17 protein-coding genes and 1 pseudogene are annotated in these 15,816 nt (G+C 66.7%); 13 read left to right on the top strand and 5 right to left on the bottom strand.

Annotation, left to right across the window (positions count from 1 at the left end):
* Positions 1-20: 20 nt before the first annotated feature.
* From FHU31_RS30745 to FHU31_RS30690, 13 genes and pseudogenes are all read left to right on the top strand, one after another.
* Positions 21-464, top strand: coding sequence for an SRPBCC family protein (locus tag FHU31_RS30745; protein WP_167165101.1), 444 nt, complete (start codon positions 21-23; stop codon positions 462-464).
* 119 nt (positions 465-583) lie between these two features.
* Complete coding sequence (locus FHU31_RS30740) at positions 584-2,128, top strand: amidohydrolase family protein (RefSeq protein WP_208411601.1); 1,545 nt, start codon at positions 584-586, stop codon at positions 2,126-2,128.
* Positions 2,116-2,976 (top strand): polysaccharide deacetylase family protein, encoded by an 861-nt coding sequence (locus tag FHU31_RS30735; RefSeq protein ID WP_167165099.1) that lies wholly within the window; start codon positions 2,116-2,118, stop codon positions 2,974-2,976. The genes FHU31_RS30740 and FHU31_RS30735 overlap by 13 nt, the downstream gene beginning before the upstream one ends.
* On the top strand, positions 2,973-3,833 hold the full coding sequence (locus tag FHU31_RS30730; RefSeq protein ID WP_167165097.1) for an ABC transporter permease: 861 nt from the start codon (positions 2,973-2,975) through the stop codon (positions 3,831-3,833). The genes FHU31_RS30735 and FHU31_RS30730 overlap by 4 nt, the downstream gene beginning before the upstream one ends.
* Positions 3,830-4,813 carry an ABC transporter permease gene (locus tag FHU31_RS30725; RefSeq protein ID WP_167165095.1) on the top strand — a complete coding sequence of 328 codons (984 nt, stop codon included), beginning with the start codon at positions 3,830-3,832 and terminating at the stop codon, positions 4,811-4,813. Before FHU31_RS30730 ends, FHU31_RS30725 begins: the two co-directional genes overlap by 4 nt.
* A gap of 46 nt (positions 4,814-4,859) precedes the next feature.
* Entirely contained in the window at positions 4,860-6,452 is a 1,593-nt protein-coding gene (locus FHU31_RS30720; RefSeq protein ID WP_208411600.1) for an ABC transporter substrate-binding protein, read from the top strand.
* Between the two features lie 32 nt (positions 6,453-6,484).
* Entirely contained in the window at positions 6,485-7,540 is a 1,056-nt protein-coding gene (locus FHU31_RS30715; RefSeq protein WP_167165090.1) for an isopenicillin N synthase family dioxygenase, read from the top strand.
* An 83-nt stretch (positions 7,541-7,623) separates the two neighbouring features.
* Positions 7,624-8,301 (top strand): GntR family transcriptional regulator, encoded by a 678-nt coding sequence (locus FHU31_RS30710; RefSeq protein WP_167165088.1) that lies wholly within the window; start codon positions 7,624-7,626, stop codon positions 8,299-8,301.
* 219 nt (positions 8,302-8,520) lie between these two features.
* Complete coding sequence (locus FHU31_RS30705) at positions 8,521-8,961, top strand: SRPBCC family protein (protein ID WP_167165086.1); 441 nt, start codon at positions 8,521-8,523, stop codon at positions 8,959-8,961.
* A gap of 25 nt (positions 8,962-8,986) precedes the next feature.
* Positions 8,987-9,094, top strand: a pseudogene (locus FHU31_RS32265) (LLM class F420-dependent oxidoreductase); the annotation flags it as partial.
* Between the two features lie 45 nt (positions 9,095-9,139).
* Positions 9,140-9,841, top strand: coding sequence for a GntR family transcriptional regulator (locus FHU31_RS30700; RefSeq protein WP_167165084.1), 702 nt, complete (start codon positions 9,140-9,142; stop codon positions 9,839-9,841).
* Between the two features lie 81 nt (positions 9,842-9,922).
* A complete protein-coding gene (locus FHU31_RS30695) occupies positions 9,923-11,470 on the top strand; it encodes an NCS1 family nucleobase:cation symporter-1 (protein WP_208411599.1) in 1,548 nt (515 codons plus the stop codon).
* On the top strand, positions 11,467-12,180 hold the full coding sequence (locus FHU31_RS30690; RefSeq protein WP_167165082.1) for an aspartate/glutamate racemase family protein: 714 nt from the start codon (positions 11,467-11,469) through the stop codon (positions 12,178-12,180). The genes FHU31_RS30695 and FHU31_RS30690 overlap by 4 nt, the downstream gene beginning before the upstream one ends.
* Positions 12,181-12,193: 13 nt before the next feature.
* Here the strand turns inward: FHU31_RS30690 and FHU31_RS30685 are convergent, their stop codons facing one another.
* From FHU31_RS30685 to FHU31_RS30670, 5 genes are read right to left on the bottom strand one after another with little or no spacing between them, the layout of a single operon-like run.
* Positions 12,194-13,396, bottom strand: a complete 1,203-nt coding sequence (locus FHU31_RS30685) for a DUF6986 family protein (protein WP_167165079.1) — start codon at positions 13,394-13,396, stop codon at positions 12,194-12,196.
* Positions 13,393-14,559 carry a pyridoxal phosphate-dependent aminotransferase gene (locus tag FHU31_RS30680; protein ID WP_167165077.1) on the bottom strand — a complete coding sequence of 389 codons (1,167 nt, stop codon included), beginning with the start codon at positions 14,557-14,559 and terminating at the stop codon, positions 13,393-13,395. Before FHU31_RS30680 ends, FHU31_RS30685 begins: the two co-directional genes overlap by 4 nt.
* Before the next feature lie 26 nt (positions 14,560-14,585).
* Complete coding sequence (locus FHU31_RS31970) at positions 14,586-14,717, bottom strand: hypothetical protein (protein ID WP_263987968.1); 132 nt, start codon at positions 14,715-14,717, stop codon at positions 14,586-14,588.
* A gap of 44 nt (positions 14,718-14,761) precedes the next feature.
* The gene (locus tag FHU31_RS30675) at positions 14,762-15,361 is read right to left on the bottom strand and encodes a TetR/AcrR family transcriptional regulator (protein ID WP_167165075.1); all 600 of its coding nucleotides are present in this window, start codon (positions 15,359-15,361) and stop codon (positions 14,762-14,764) included.
* Positions 15,361-15,780, bottom strand: coding sequence for an ester cyclase (locus FHU31_RS30670; RefSeq protein ID WP_167165073.1), 420 nt, complete (start codon positions 15,778-15,780; stop codon positions 15,361-15,363). Before FHU31_RS30670 ends, FHU31_RS30675 begins: the two co-directional genes overlap by 1 nt.
* Positions 15,781-15,816: the final 36 nt, after the last annotated feature.

The following is a 15,816-nucleotide window of genomic DNA, read 5'->3' as shown; positions in this document are numbered from 1 at the left end:
CGGGTGGCTATGGTCACCCCATGGCAACCAGTGACTCCCGTGAAGTGGTCATCGAAGCGACACCCGAAGAGATCTTCGCCGTCGTCGCCGACGTCGAGTCGACCCCCACATGGTCACCGCAGTATCAGAAGGCGGAGGTCATCGACACCGACGACGAGGGCCGCCCCCGCGTGGTGAAGCAGACCATCAAGACGGTCGGCATCACCGACGTACTGACCGTCGAGTACACCTGGGAGCCGGACAAAGTCAGCTGGGAGCTGGTCAAGGCGAGCCAGCTGAAATCGCAGAAATGCAGTTACACCCTGGCCCCGCAGGGTCAGGCGACGAAGGTGCGGTTCGACATCACCGTCGAACTCGCCATCCCGCTGCCCGGCTTCATCCTCAAGAAGGTGATGAAGGGCGCCCTCGACGTCGCCACCGACGGGCTGCGCAAGGAAGTGCTGCGAAGGCAGAAGGCCGGATAAGTCATTTTGCATACTGTTTAGAAGGCTCAGACTGAGCGAGTGGCTCCTGAGCTGCTGTGAAACTCAAACGTCACTGTCTCTAACATGCCTGAAACGGCAAACGGTATACCGTCTTCGGTGTGAGCTTTCCTGTCGGTGAGACGGCGGTGACCCGCCAGACGCTGTTCACCGATGTCTACCTCTGGATCGGTGCCGGGCCGACTCGGGCACCCACCGATCTCCTCGTGGACGCGCCGCTCATCGCGGCGATCGGATCGGACGCTCGTGCACTCGCTGCGCCGGACGCACGCGTGGTTGCCGGCGCGGGCCGGCACCTGGTGATCCCGGGCCTGATCAACGCGCATTTCCACTCGCCGGCCAACCACCTCAAGGGCTCGCTGCCCAGCCTGCCGCTGGAGCTCTTCATGCTGTTCGAGTCGCCTGCCGACGAGGCGCTGCGACCCACGCCGCGTGAGATCTACCTGCGCACCATGCTGGGCGCCATCGAGATGCTGAACCACGGCACCACCTCGGTGCAGGACGACGCGTTCCTGATGCCGGGCCCGGAGCCGGACGCGATCGATGCCGTGCTCGCGGCATACGCCGACAGCGGGATCCGGGCGACGGTGGCTCTGGACCAACCCGAACTGCCCGACGCCGACAAACTGCCCTTTCTGGGCGAGATTGCGGCCGCCACATCGTGGCGTGACGCCGTGCACGCCCCCGCCCCGATGGCGGCCGCTGACCTGCTGAACTGCTACGAGTATCTGTTCAGCCGCTGGCACGGCGCGGCGGACGGGCGGCTGCGCGCCGCGGTGTCCATCTCGGCACCGCAGCGGGTTTCGGTGCCGTACTTCGAGGCCCTGGTCCAGTTGAGCCACCGGCACCACACCCCGTTGTTCGCGCACATGCTCGAGACCAAGACCCAACGGGTGCTGAGTCAGCACCAGGCCCGCTTCGCAGGTCGCTCATTGGTGCGCTACACCGCCGATCTCGGCCTGCTCGACGAGCACACCAATGTCATCCACGCCGTGTGGGTCGACGATGCCGATCTTGATCTCATTGCGGCGGCCGGGTCGACGGTGCTGCACAACCCGGTGAGCAATCTGCGGCTGGGCAGCGGGGTGATGCCGTTGCGCGCCATGCTCGATCGCGGTATTCCAGTCGGGCTGGGTGTTGATGAGGCGATCTGCAACGACGCCGTCGATATGTGGAGCGTCGTGCGGATGGCCGGCCTGATCCACAACATCACCGATCCTGACAGCGACCGCTGGCCCCGGGCCACCGAGGTGCTCGACTGTCTCTGGGCGGGCGGCGCCCAGGCGATGGGACTGCCGGACACCTTGGGCGCCATCGCGCCCGGCCGGCTCGCCGATCTCGCGATGCTGGACCTGCACACGCCTACCTTCACCCCGCGCAACGATGTCGCGGGCCAACTTGTGTACTGCGAGAACGGTTCCGATGTGGTCGCGACCATGGTCGACGGCGTGCTGGTGGCCGGGGCCGGCCGGCTCACAAGGGTCGATCAGGAGGCCCTCCTGGACGAGGCACGTGAACTGTTCGCGGCCCGCCGGCCGGACCTGATCGAGGCGCAGACCGCGGCCAGGGAGGTGCTGCCGCTCTACCGGGAGGTCGTCGATCGAGCCGCCGCCGCCGATGTCGGAATCAACAGATGGGTGAAGTGATGCGGGTGCAGGGGCGCTGGCCGGGAGGCGCGCCGCTGGCCGTCTATGTGGCAGTCGGTGTCGAGGACTACCGGCCTGACGAGGGCTACGCAGAGAATCTGCTGCCCGACATACCAGCCCCCGACGCGGTCAACCGGGCCTGGCGCGAGTACGGCAACAACGTGGGCGTGTACCGACTGCTGCAGCGACTCGGCGATCTCGGTATCCCGGCCACCACATTGCTGAACACCATGCTCTACGGCACGGTACCTGCGGTGCCCGACGCCCTGCGCGCTGCCGGCGCGGAATTCGTCGGACACGGGGTGTCGAACTCCGATTCGCTGCACGGACTGCAGGAGAACGAGGAACTGGCCTACCTGACCTCGGTTGCCCAGGCCATCGACAACCACGAGGGCGCACCGCCGGGCGGATGGTCCACACCCTGGCTGATCCATACCCCCAGTACGGTGGACAACCTGATCCGGGCCGGTTACCGGTATCTACTCGACTTGCGCCGCGATGATCAGCCGGAGTGGCTGACCTCGTCAGCTGGTGCGCTGCTGTCGATTCCGTACGCGCTGGAACTCAACGACTCGACCTCGATGATCGGCAGGCATGTCGGCGCCGCCGAGTTCGCCGACATGATCGTCGACGAGTTCGAAGAGCTACGGGAATCCGACGAGGGCAGACCAATCGTGATGAGCATCGTGCTCCACTCGTTCATCTCGGGCGCCCCATTTCGGCTGCGCCACATCACCCGTGCGCTGGACCATATTGCCGCACAGCGTGATTCAGTATGGATCGCCCAGCCTCGGCAGATCTACGAGGCGTTCGCCCGGATGTGCCCGCCGCCCGCGGTCCGGACATGACCGCGGTCACCGTGCAACGCCGACGGTTCTCCCCGTTGCCGATCGAGATGCCCGGCGTGCGCGGCAGGTGCAACCAGGCGATGGTGGCCGTACTCGTGGTCGTCACCGCGTCGGTGGTGGTCGTCCCATGGCTCGCGCCGTTCGACCCGGTGCAACCCGTCGGTGAGCTGAACCTGCCGCCGTTCACGCCGGCACATCTGCTCGGAACCGACGGGGTGGGTCGAGATGTGCTCAGCCGGACCCTGATCGGCATGCGTACCAGCTGGCTGTCGGCGCTCGTCATCGTCGCTGTCGGTCTGATCGTGGGCGGGACCATCGGACTCGTCGCCGGCGCGGCTGGGCGGTGGGTGGACGGCATCCTGATGCGGATCACCGACCTGTTCTTGTCCCTGCCCGGAACTCTGGTCGCCATCGCCATCGTGGCGGCCCGTGGACCCGGCCTGACCAACACGCTGATCGCCATCTCGATCGTGTGGTGGCCGTATTACGCCCGCGTGGTGCGCGGGGAGGTCCGCGCGCTGGCCGCCAGGCCGCACGTCGAAGCCGCGCGGCTGGCCGGGGCGGGTCGGCCGCGCCTGGTGTTGCGGCACCTGCTGCCCGGCGTGGTCCCCACCTCGGTGGTGGCGGCCAGCCTGGATATCGGCAACGCGGTCCTGCTGCTGGCCGGGCTGTCCTTTCTCGGACTGGGGCAACGTGAGCCCGCGCCCGAACTCGGCTCCGACACGGCGGCTGCGCTACCGCAACTGCTCAGCGAGTGGTGGGTGCCGGTGATCCCGGCGGTCACCATTCTGCTGCTCAGCCTGGTGGCCAACCTCGGTGGCGATGCCCTGGGCAAGGTACTGGGTGAGAACTCATGACCAGGTTCATCATTCGCCGCTCGTGCTGGGCCGTGTTGCTGCTGGCCGTGCTCTCCGCGGCGGTGTTCGTCCTCCAGATGATGAGCCCGGGTGATGGGGTCAAGGCCTATCTTGGCGCCAACGCCACACCGGATGCCGTCGCCGAGGCCCGCCACCGGCTGGGATTGGACCGCCCACTCACCGCGCAGTATCTCAGCTATGTGTGGCGCGCCCTGCACGGCGATTTCGGCATCTCGATGCGCAGCCGCGATCCGGTATGGGCCGATCTCGCGACGTTCGCGCCGGCCACCGGTGAACTGGTGCTGTGCGCGTTCGGCATCGCGCTGTGCCTGGCGGCGCTCTTCGCGCTGTCCGGGGCGATCCGGATTCCCGGCACCTCCTGGTACCGCGGGGCGCTGCTGATCGCCGGGTGCGCACCGCCGTTCCTGATTGCGATGGGCGCCCTGATCGTGTTCTACCGCAACCTGAACTGGCTGCCCGGAGGTGGGCGCGGGCCGACCACCGGACCCACCAATCTGGTTCTGCTGGACAGCATCCTGGGCGCCGACCCCGCGCAGTGGTGGACCGGATTGCAGCATCTCATCCTGCCGGCGGCCACCCTGGCGATCGCGCCTGCACTCGCCATCGGCCGGATACTGCGCTCCAGTCTGGAGTCGACGATGAAGGCCGACTACATACGCAGTGCGCAGATGAAAGGTCTGGGCGCGGGTGCGATGGTGGTGCGCCACGTCCTGCGTAACGCCATCAACCCGGCCCTGTCGATGGCCGGTCTGCAACTCGGTTTCATGTTCGCCAGTGTCGTTGTGGTGGAACAGATCTTCAACTGGCCGGGCATCGGGAACTATCTCGCCGCCAGCATCCCGGTCGATGACTTCCCCGCTATCGCGGGGGTCACCCTACTGCTGGGAGCCATGTACATCGTCGCCAACGCCGCCGTCGACATCCTGCAAGCCATGGCAGATCCCCGGATCGCACTGTGAAGCGCGGTCCGCGAGTGCCAATCGCCACCATCCCAAGGAGATTCGCGTGACATCAACGAACACCCGCGTCGCCAGCGCGGCATTCTGCGCGGCAACAGTCCTCGTCGCGGTGACCGCATGCGGCGGTAAGACCTCCTCTTCCGGCGGCGATGCCAAGCCGCCGACCGACGGTGTCCTGGTCCTGGGGCTCAACGGAGACATCGGCCAGCCGCCCGACCCCGACATCTACTACGCCAACAACGGTGTGGCGATCATTCAGAACGTGTACGAGGGCCTGGTGAAATACCAGGACGGCGTTGACCGGCCCGATATCGCCCCTGCGCTGGCCACCTCGTGGACCGTCAACCCGCAGAACACGGTCTTCACCTTCACCCTGCGTGACGGCGTCACATTCCACGACGGCACCCCGTTCGACTCGTCGGCGGTCAAGGCATCCTTCGACCGGCGCACGGCGGTCAACGGCGGTCCGGCGTACATGGTGGCAGGCGTGCAGGGCGTCGCCACACCGGACGCCCGCACCGCCGTCGTGACACTCAAAGAGCCGAACTCGGCCTTCCTGGACTATCTGGCGTCACCCTTCGGGCCCAAGATGGAATCGCCTGCGGGACTGGTGAAAAACGCCGGCGCCGACCATGCGCAGGATTTCCTGAGCAAGCACGACCTGGGTACCGGGCCGTACGAACTGAGCAAGGCCGAGACGGGCCGGGAATACGACCTGACCGCCTATCCCGGGTACTGGGGTCAGAAGTCGCCGTTCACGACAGTGCGGCTGACCGTGTACAACGACGTCTCCGCGCTGCAACTCGCCCTGGACAACGGTGACGTCGCCGGCGCGGTGAACGCGTTGCCGTCGTCCAACCTCAAGCGTTACCAGTCGCTTTCGTCGGTGACAAACCACTTCCTGCCGACCCTCGGGGCAGCCCTGCTCACGCTGAACCCCAGCAAGGACTTCTTCCGCACCCAACCGGCGCGGGCGGCTTTCCTGCAGATGATCGACCAGAAGAAGTTGGTCAGCGACGTGATGGGGGACACCTCCGAGGTGGCCACCACCATGTACGGCAAGGGCATGATCCCCGGCGGGGCCGACCAACAGCACATCACCTATGACCCCACGGTCATGGCGGCGTACGCCAAGACACTGCCCCCGAACACGGAGATGACGCTGGGCTACGCGACCGGTAACGAGAACGCCCAGAAGATGGCCAACATCGTTGTCGCGCAGCTCCAGACGATGGGTATCCGGGCATCGGCGCAGGCCTACCCGACAGCAACGGTATTCTCCTGGCCCAATGACCCCACCAAGGGGCCCGACGCGTTCGTCGACGGCAGCAACGGTCCCGACGGCGGTAACCCGTACATGTGGGGACACGTCTTCTGGGACAAGTCCGGCGGGATCAACTACTTCCTCTGTGACAGCCCGGCCGTGGACGGCATGCTCGACGACGCGGTCAAGACCGGTGACATCGCCACCTACGTGAAGGCCGGTGACGCCTACGGCGCCACCGGGTGCTACATGACCCTGGCCTACAACAAGGACTGGGTCGTCGCGCAGAAATGGCTCGGCAACGTCGAGAACGCGCACAACATCGGCTCTTTCGAGTTGAACTTCAACCAGCTCACCATCGACGCACCGAAGTGACGATCACGCTGCCATCCTCAGGAGGAGACGACATGGCCGACAACGCCGTTCCGAAGATCACCCCGAGCGCGGAGTACATGACCACCGCCCGCATCGGCGACGAAGCCAGCAGCGGTACCGTCGACGTCGACACCGTGGACCTGACGGGCTCGGTGGGCCCCGGTGCGACCGAAGCCCGTGCCGCCGAGGTTGCGGCGGAATTGGTGGCCTCCTTCCGGCACACCGGATTCGCGGTGGTGACCGGGCACGGCATCCCGCAGCGGGTGTTCGATGACTACTGCGCGACATCGCGGGAGTTCTTCGCGCTGCCGGTGGACGAGAAGATGGCGGTGTCGTTCCCATCCCCGGAGATCATCCGGGGATACGAGCCGCTGCCGGACATCACCGGCGCGGTCCGTGCGCCCAACGCCATGGAGTCGCTCTTGATCAATCGGCTCGACACCGTCGACGACTACCGGCCCGGCAGCCCACAGGCCCGGCTATGGCGCTGGCCGAACCTGTGGCCGGACCGCCCCGCCGATCTGCGGCCGGTGTGGGAACGCTACTACCGGGAGATGGAGTCGCTCGGGGACCGGCTGCTGGAGTTGATCGCGGTGGGTCTGGGGCTGCGGCAGGACTGGTTTGCCGACAAGTTCGATCGCCACTTCAACAACCTGGCGTCGAACTACTACCCGCCCCGCCACGACGTCGGCGACGGGTTCATGATCCCCAACGGCACGCACACCGACCACGGTGCCCTGACCCTGCTGTACCGGCCCAGCGAACCCGGCGGTCTGGAGGTCTTCGCTCAGGACAAGTGGTGGAACGTGCCCTACATCGAGGGCTCGCTGGTGCTCAATGTCGGTGATGTGCTCGAACATTGGACCGGCGGGATCCTCCCGGCGACACCGCACCGGGTGGTGTGGGCGCAGGGCCCGGCCGCGGCGCTGGGCAGGCAGTCCGTCGCCTACTTCCAGCAGCCCAACCCGGACGCCTCACTGGCCGCCGCGCCGGGGATGCCCGCCGGCGAGGCGCCCGGTACCGCCGCGGGGCCACACATCTCACGCAAGGAACTGGGCCAGGCCACCCTCGACATGCTGGGCATCTGATCATCGAGCCGGACTGTCGACGGGTAGCGTCACCAGTCGGCCCGCCGGCCGACCGCGGTGCGCCATGCCAGACAGGAGGGGCCATGTCGAGCGTGAACACGGACGGCGCGCGGTCGTTGTCGTCCCGGATGGTCTATGAATCGTTGCGGGAAGGCATCATTCGCGGCACCTATCCACAGGGCACGCGGTTGGCCGAACAACGGCTGGCCACCGAGTTCAACATCAGCCGGGTGCCGTTGCGCGAAGCCGTACCCCGGCTGGAGGTGGACGGGTTCGTGCGCACCCTGCCCCGGCGCAGCGCGGTGGTGAATTCGTGGACGGCCCAGACCGTACACGAGCTGTTCGACGTGCGGCTCTGCCTGGAGGTCGGTGCCGCGAGATACGCCGCGCGACAGGTCGCGGCAGGTGCTCGTACCGACCGCCTGCATCAGGCGCTGGACGACGCCACTCGCGGACTGCAGACCCGCGACGTCTACGTGGTGGCCGAGCAGAGCACGGAGTTCCATGAGGTGATCGCCGACCTGACCGGCAACGAGCTGATGCGTTCGATGATGCGGTCACTGGCAGGCCGGATGATGTGGCTGTTCTACATGACCTCCGACCTCGACAACGTCGCAGCACACCAGGATCACGCCGATATCGTCACCGCCATCGAGACCGGCAATGAACGCCTCGCTGAGAGCGTCGCCTACGCCCACATCGAACGGGACCGGCACGAGTCGGTGGAGGTGCTCAGGCGCCACGGCCTGTTGCTCGACTGACTCTGTCGATCTCAGCAACGGGTGCGGCACGGTCGGTGACGGCGCTGACGGGGTGTGCCTGCGGCGCGCGTGCACCGCACGCGAACCAGTCCGTGCGCGGGACGCGAAGATCGCCACCCCGATCGACCAGATCGATTGGGGACGATGTGTTTACGTCTGAGACAAAATTAGCCTTCAGAATCGTTGCGCGAGGCTGAATGGGTAATTACATTTGCCCATATGGCTGTCACGGCAACGCGGGAGATCGTCTTCGACGCCCTGCCCGAGGAGATACTGGACGCTATCGCCGATATCGACGCGGTGCCGTCGTGGTCGTCGCTGCACCGGGAGACCGAGGTGCTCGACCGTCATCCGGACGGTCGCCCGCATCACGTGCGGGCAACGCTCAAGATCATGGGATTCACCGACCGGGAACTGCTGGAATATCACTGGGGCGTGAACTGGGTGGTGTGGGACGCCGCCGACACCGGCACCCAGCGCGGCCAGCACGGTGAATACAACCTCACCCGTGAGGGTGACCGGACCCGGGTGCGTTTCGACCTCATCATCGACCTCGCCGCGCCGATCCCCGATTTCCTCGTCCGGCGGGCGAAGAAGCTGGTGCTCGACACCGCCGTGGACAGCCTGCATCGACAGGTGAGGGACAAGTACTCAGCCTGAGCAGAACGGAATTCCCGGTGCAGCGCTGCGGCGCTATCTCGACGCCGGAGCCACCGATGTCGTGCTGAGCCCGTTGGTCCGCACCGGTATTGCCTCGCTGGAGCCCATCTGGGAGGTGGGCGCCGCGCTGTAAGCGGCCTGAAACAGGGCTGCAACACCGGTGTCCTACTCTGCGGGCATGCGGCCTCAACGGCGATCGGCCCTGCTCGAACATCTGGTGGCCGATCATGCGGGCTCCTCGCAGCAGGCCGTGCTCGGCGAATTGCGTCGCGCCATCCTGGACGGCGGTGTGCCCCCCGGCACCCCCATCCCGCTCGCCGAGGTGGCCGAGGTGTTCGGTGTCAGTCAGATCCCGGTGCGGGAGGCACTGAAAACACTGGTCGGCGAGGGCCTGGTGGCGCAGCGGCGCAACGGCGGCTACAGCGTCGCGCAGTTGACCGCCGAGGAACTACGCGAGATGTACATCGTGCGTGAGACTTTGGAGTCCGCATCGCTGGCCGCCGCAGTCGCCAACGCCACCGAGGAGGACAGGCTCGCGGTGATCGCGGTCAACGATCTCCTGGAACAAGCGGTGCGGGACGGCGACGGCGTCGCCTACCACCGGGGCAGCCGGGAGTTCCACGCCGCTCTGACCCGGCCCTCACGCATGCACCGACTGCTGCACATGCTCGAGGCGGCGTGGAATGTCACCGAACCCGTGCAGTCGATGGTCCATGTCGGCCCCGAGGATCGCGCGCACCTGCACGCCGATCATCGCGAGATGCTGGAGGCGTTCCTGGCCGGTGACGCGCCGCGGCTGCTGGCCGCTTCCGACGTCCACGCAGCGCGGCTCAACGCCGTGATCGCGACGCTGCCGACCGACACCGGCCTACTTGCCTAGCTGGCAATATATTTTCTTCGCAATCAGTCCATAGTCGCGGTGAAACAGCAGGGAAACACCCGGTTTCTAGCGTCACCGACTATGACCGATACCGTCATCCCCAAGAACGACCTGCCTCCCGGCGCCGTCATCGGCGCCGGTGACATCGTGGAAGCGGCCGGTCACCCGGTCGGCGGTGGTGAGATCAAGCCGGGGTACGACCCGCGGCTGACCAACGAAGACCTGGCCCCGCTGCGCAACCAGACCTGGGGTTCCTACAACATCTTCGCGTTCTGGATGTCCGATGTGCACAGCGTCGGTGGCTATGTCACCGCGGGCAGCCTCTTCGCGCTCGGCCTGGCCAGCTGGCAGGTGCTGGTGGCGCTGCTGGTCGGCATCAGCATCGTCTACTTCCTGTGCAACCTGGTGGCCAAACCCAGTCAGCTGGCGGGTGTGCCGTACCCGGTCATCTGCCGCACCGTGTTCGGCGTGCTGGGCGCCAATATCCCGGCCATCATCCGGGGGTTGATCGCGGTGGCCTGGTACGGCATCCAGACCTTCCTGGCCTCGGCAGCCCTGGATATCGTGCTGGTCAAGCTCTTCCCGGGGCTGGCACCGTACGCGGTGGTGGACGACTACGGGTTCGCCGGGCTGTCGCTGCTGGGCTGGGGCAGCTTCCTGCTGCTGTGGGTTTTGCAGGCGTGCGTGTTCTGGCGCGGGATGGAATCGATCCGCAAGTTCATCGACTTCTGTGGGCCCGCGGTGTACGTCGTCATGTTCATCCTGTGTGGCTACCTGATCCACAAGGCCGGTTGGAGCGCCATCGATCTCAACCTCGGCGATGTCACCTACACGGGCTGGTCCTCGGTTCCGGTGATGCTCGGTGCCATTGCCCTGGTGGTGTCCTACTTCTCGGGCCCGATGCTCAACTTCGGCGACTTCTCCCGTTACGGCAAGTCGTTCGCGGCGGTGAAGAAGGGCAACTTCCTCGGTCTGCCGGTGAACTTCCTGGTGTTCTCGGTGCTGGTGGTGGTGACGGCGTCGCTGACGCTTCCGGTGTTCGGCGAGTTGATCACCGATCCGGTCACCACGGTGGCCAGGATCGACAGCACCTTCGCCATCGTGCTGGGCGCGTTGACCTTCACCATCGCCACGATCGGTATCAACATCGTCGCCAACTTCATCTCGCCGGCGTTCGACTTCTCCAATGTCAGCCCGCAGCGCATCAGCTGGCGTGCCGGCGGCATGATCGCGGCGGTCGGTTCGGTGCTCATCACCCCGTGGAACCTGTACAACAACCCCGAGGTCATCCACTACACGCTGGAAACCCTGGGCGCGTTCATCGGCCCGCTGTTCGGGGTGCTGCTGGCCGACTTCTACCTGATCCGCAAGCAGAAGGTGGTGGTGGACGACCTGTTCACCATGGAGGAGTCCGGAAAGTACTGGTACACCAAGGGTTACAACAAGTGCGCGGTGATCGCCACGGTGGTCGGGGCGGTGCTGGCCGTGCTCCCGGTATTGCTCGGCGGTAGCGTCTACGGCATGCACACCGCCGCCCAGTACAGCTGGTTCATCGGTTGCGGTGTGGCGCTGGGCCTGTACTACCTGCTGGCCAAGCGCGACACGCTGGTGGCAGCATCGGTGGCATGAGCCGAATCTGGGTGATCAACCCGAACACCACCCGGGCCATGACCTCGAGCATCGAGGCGTGCGCCCGGGCGGTGGCCGGTCCGGGAACCGAAATCGTCGGGGTCACCTCAGAATTCGGCCCACCCTCGATCGAGAGTCACTACGACGAGGCGATGAGCGTGCCCGGCTTGCTCGACGCCGTCACGCGTGGTGAGGCCCACGGCGTGGACGGCTACGTCATCGCCTGCTTCGGCGACCCCGGCTTGGACGCGGCCCGCGAGGTGGCCCGCGGACCGGTGATCGGCATCGCCGAGGCGGCCATGCACACCGCCAGTCATCTGGGCCGCGGCTTCAGCGTGGTCACCACCCTGGCACGCACCATGGGGCGGGCTGCCGATCTGGCCGAACACTATGGCATGCAACGGTTCTGCCGAGGAATACATGCGTGCGAGATCGCGGTGCTGGACCTGGAGACCGATCCCGATGCCCGCAAGATCATCACCGAGGCCTGCCGGGAGGCGCTGGAGACCGACGACTCCGATGCCATCGTGCTGGGTTGTGCGGGGATGGCCGATATGTGCGCCGCCATCTCGGCCGATCTCGGTGTGCCGGTGATCGACGGGGTGACAGCGGCGACGCTGACGGTGCAGTCGCTGGTCACCCTGGGGCTGCGGACATCCAAGCGGGGCGAGTTCGCGGCACCGCCGGAGAAGCAATACACCGCGCTCTGACACGTTCGGCGAATCAGGAGTGCGTGCGGGCCTTCAATGCGCGCAGGGTCGCGAGGTCCGCGCCCGGAGCCTGGGCCAGTACCTCGTCGACACCGAAGGCGCCGCAGTCGAGTCCACGCAGCACCACGGCGGCCAGCGCCTCGGCGGTGGCCGGCTCGTCGACCACCGCCCCGCCGCGCCGGTCCAGATAGGCCTGCAGACGCGGGGCCGCGGCGACCAGTGCAGTCCGGAAGAAGGTGAACGTCGCCAGCCAGCGCGTCACCAGGTGGCCCGGGTGCATATCCCAGCCCTGGTAGAAACCGCGTTCCAGGGAACGGGTCACCAGTCTGTGGTGTCGTCGGATCGCTTGTTCCACTTGGGTATCGGTGCCCACCGGATTCACCTGGGTGGAACCGTCGGCCACCCACACCCCGGTCTGGGCCGCCGCGGCCAGCATGACGGCCTTGGCGTGATCGGCCACCGGATGCTCCAGCGATTGGTTCTGCGGGGTGATGCCGCACGCGGCGCTGTAATCGTAGGTGCCGTAATGCAGTCCGGTGCAACGACCTTCGGCCATGTGCAGGGCCCGGGCCAAGGTGGCGGTGCCGTCGGCACCGAGTACCGCCTGCGGACTCTCGATCTGCAACTCGAACCGCAATGCGCGGGCGGGTAACCCATGCGCATGCTCGAGCGCCTCGCACAGCCATACTGTCGCGGTGATCTGCTCGGCCGCGCGCAGTTTCGGCACGGTGAACACGAAGCCCTCCGGTAGCCCGCCGTCGAGCACCAGTTCCAGGGTGCGTACCGCACGCGGGCGGTCGGCCAGGGTCAGCCCTTTGAAACGGATACCGCAGCTGCCCAGGCCGAGCGCGCGCAGGGTGTGTCCGGCGCGGACGGCGTCGTCATCTTCGACGGTATCGCCGCGCCGGCCGTAGCCGTCCTCGAAGTCCAGCCGCAGATCGGCGATCGGCGCGGTGGACAGCCGGCGCCGCACCAACTCCAGGACGGCGGGGTCGCCCAGTTCGAGCAGTACCGAGGCGTGCCGATCCAGCAGCTCGAGCGCCGCCGTCCCCCAGATCGCGGGGGTGTCCGCGGAGGCGTCGGCCGCGCTGACGTACACGGTGTGCGCCGGCTGCGCCTCGGGGCGGTCGCCTGGATAGTGCGCGGCCAGGTCGGCGTCGATATCTGCCAGCAGCGCATCGATACGGGCCAGCGTGGGTTCCGGGATGGCGTTCACCGCAGCACCTCCAATCGGCGGATCGCTTCGTCGAGGGTGTCATCGCGTTTGCAGAACGCGAAGCGCACCAGATGATTCCATGTGTTGTCGGGGCCCGCGCAGAACGCCGACATCGGGATGGCCGCCACACCTGCCTTGTGCGGCAACTCGGCACAGAACTGTGTGCTGTCGTGATATCCCAGGGGACGGGGGTCCGCGCACAGGAAATAGGTGCCCTGGCTGTCATGCACCTCGAAACCGAGGTCGGTCAGCGCCGCGGACAGCCGATCCCGTTTGCTTTCCAGACTGTCCCGCAGCTCCCGGACCCACACGTCCTCGTGGTCCAGTGCGTACGCCACCGCGGGCTGGAACGGCGCGCCCCCGACATAGGTCAGGAATTGTTTGGCCGCGCGCACACCGGCGATGAGTTCCGGTGCGCCGCAGGCCCATCCAATCTTCCAACCGGTCACGTTGAACATCTTGGCCGCACTGGAGATGGTCACGGTGCGTTCGGCCATGCCCGGGAAGCGGGCCAGGGGCAGGTGTCTGCGGTAGTCGGAGTCGGTGTACACCAGCGCCTCATAGACCTCGTCGGTGATGACCAGCAGATCCGCGGCCACCGCGAGATCGGCGATCGCGCTCAGCTCGGCATCGCTGAGCACCATCCCGGTCGGATTGTGCGGTGAGTTGATGATCATCGCCCGGGTCTGCGGCCCGACGGCGGCGCGCAGGGCCTCGATATCGAGGGCGAAACCGCGGCCGTCGGGAACCAGCGGCACGACCTTCCGCACGCACCCGGCCATGGCGATGACGGGGGAGTAGGAATCGTAGAACGGTTCGAGAACCAGGACTTCCGAGCCGGGCTCCACCAGTCCGATCACGGCGGCGGCGATGGCCTCGGTGGCGCCGACCGTCACCAGCACCTCGGAGTCGGGGTCGTAGTCGACGTCGTAGTGCCTGGCGCGCTGGGCGGCGATGGCTTGACGCAGTGCCGGGATACCCGGGCCGGGCGGGTACTGGTTGACGCCCTCGGCGATCGCGTCCTGGGCCACCTTGAGCATGCCGGCCGGGCCGTCCTCGTCGGGGAAGCCCTGACCGAGGTTCACCGCACCGATCCGGGCCGCCAGCGCGGACATCTCGGCGAAGATCGTCACCGCGTAGGGCTGGAGCCACGAAACCGTCATATACCGAGCGTAGTGACGGGCGAGCCTCAGGTCGCGAACAGCCGGGAGGTGCGTGTTTCGTGCCTCATGCCGGCGATGTCCAGCGCCGGTGCCGTGCTGGACAGGTCGGTCAGTGCGCGGGCGCAGGCCTCGTGCGCGAGGGTCACCAGTGCGGGCACCTGCCGCATCTGGATCCGTTGGTGGCCGCCGCGGGGTGAGTTGATCAGGCCTCCGTCCTGCGTGCCGAGTCGACCAGCGCCCTGATGGCCCAGTGTCTGACCTGGCGGGCGTCGCTAGCATCTAGTCGCAGAACATCTTTGGTGACCACCATCGATTCGGTGCCGATGATGAGCGACAGCGATTTGGCCAACGTGGACAGGGCTGCCGGGGTGAACTCCCCACGGGCGGGCTCCAGGGCCGCCTCGATGAGTGCGGTGCGGCGGTTCTGCCGCACGGGTATCTCCTGGTCGTCGTGATGGTCATCGCACGCCCGCTGCACGGTCTGGGACAGCATGAGCCGCAGTGCCGGTTCGTTGTCGGCGATCATGTCGTGCAGCGCGGTGTCCACCAACAGCAATCGCTCCACCGGATCGGTGGACGCCACGGTCTCGAAGAGGTCTGCCGGGCTCGGCGTAACCCCGTCGAGCGGTGCCTCGACCATGAGCGCCTCCACGCTGGAGAAGTACCGATAGGCGGTGGCTCGCGACACCATCGCGTCCGCGGCGACATCCTCGAGGGTGAACTTGTGGCCCGCCTTCATCAGCCGGGCCGCGGCACGCAGCAGATCCCTGCGGGTCCGCGAGGTCTGGTTGGGGCGTGCCATCAGTCCTGGGGCAACTGGTTGATGACGGCGGCCAGGTCGATCCACACGTTCTCGCGACCGATGGCACCGTCGGCGAATTGGATGACGTGCAGTAACCGGAACTCCAGCGGGCGGTTGCGGCCGTCCAGGCCGAACGGCCGGCCGGGTGCGCGTCCGCGCCACAGCGATTCGTCGACGACGAAATCGTCGCCGTACAGCCGGTGCACGGTCTCAACACTGCCCTCGGACAGATCTGCGAACAGAGTCTCGTAGAAGGCCCGCGCGCCGTCGCGCCCGTGGGCCACCCCGGTGGGCCAGCCGACCACGTCGTGTTCGACATCGAGGGTGAGGGTGGACAGCACGCCGTCGATATCATCGCGCGCCTCGAAACCGAAGTGCTCGTCGAGCAGGTCGTTCATCTGGGTGGGGGTCAGGGCCATGGCGCAGAACCGTAATGAGATTGCGGTCTCATGTCA

The organism is Mycolicibacterium fluoranthenivorans (genome assembly GCF_011758805.1).
In the GTDB taxonomy this organism is placed as follows: domain Bacteria; phylum Actinomycetota; class Actinomycetes; order Mycobacteriales; family Mycobacteriaceae; genus Mycobacterium; species Mycobacterium fluoranthenivorans.
Note: the sequence above shows the minus strand (reverse complement) of the source record. Positions and strands in the feature narration are given on the sequence as shown.

Bases quoted from the DNA above. Each gene is read 5' to 3' on its own strand.
- FHU31_RS30745 (WP_167165101.1), top strand. From the start codon at position 21: ATGGCAACCAGTGACTCCCGTGAAGTGGTCATCGAAGCGACACCCGAA.
- FHU31_RS30735 (WP_167165099.1), top strand. From the start codon at position 2,116: ATGGGTGAAGTGATGCGGGTGCAGGGGCGCTGGCCGGGAGGCGCGCCG.
- FHU31_RS30730 (WP_167165097.1), top strand. From the start codon at position 2,973: ATGACCGCGGTCACCGTGCAACGCCGACGGTTCTCCCCGTTGCCGATC.
- FHU31_RS30725 (WP_167165095.1), top strand. From the start codon at position 3,830: ATGACCAGGTTCATCATTCGCCGCTCGTGCTGGGCCGTGTTGCTGCTG.
- FHU31_RS30715 (WP_167165090.1), top strand. From the start codon at position 6,485: ATGGCCGACAACGCCGTTCCGAAGATCACCCCGAGCGCGGAGTACATG.
- FHU31_RS30710 (WP_167165088.1), top strand. From the start codon at position 7,624: ATGTCGAGCGTGAACACGGACGGCGCGCGGTCGTTGTCGTCCCGGATG.
- FHU31_RS30705 (WP_167165086.1), top strand. From the start codon at position 8,521: ATGGCTGTCACGGCAACGCGGGAGATCGTCTTCGACGCCCTGCCCGAG.
- FHU31_RS30700 (WP_167165084.1), top strand. From the start codon at position 9,140: ATGCGGCCTCAACGGCGATCGGCCCTGCTCGAACATCTGGTGGCCGAT.
- FHU31_RS30695 (WP_208411599.1), top strand. From the start codon at position 9,923: ATGACCGATACCGTCATCCCCAAGAACGACCTGCCTCCCGGCGCCGTC.
- FHU31_RS30690 (WP_167165082.1), top strand. From the start codon at position 11,467: ATGAGCCGAATCTGGGTGATCAACCCGAACACCACCCGGGCCATGACC.
- FHU31_RS30680 (WP_167165077.1), bottom strand. From the start codon at position 14,559: ATGACGGTTTCGTGGCTCCAGCCCTACGCGGTGACGATCTTCGCCGAG.
- FHU31_RS30675 (WP_167165075.1), bottom strand. From the start codon at position 15,361: ATGGCACGCCCCAACCAGACCTCGCGGACCCGCAGGGATCTGCTGCGT.
- FHU31_RS30670 (WP_167165073.1), bottom strand. From the start codon at position 15,780: ATGGCCCTGACCCCCACCCAGATGAACGACCTGCTCGACGAGCACTTC.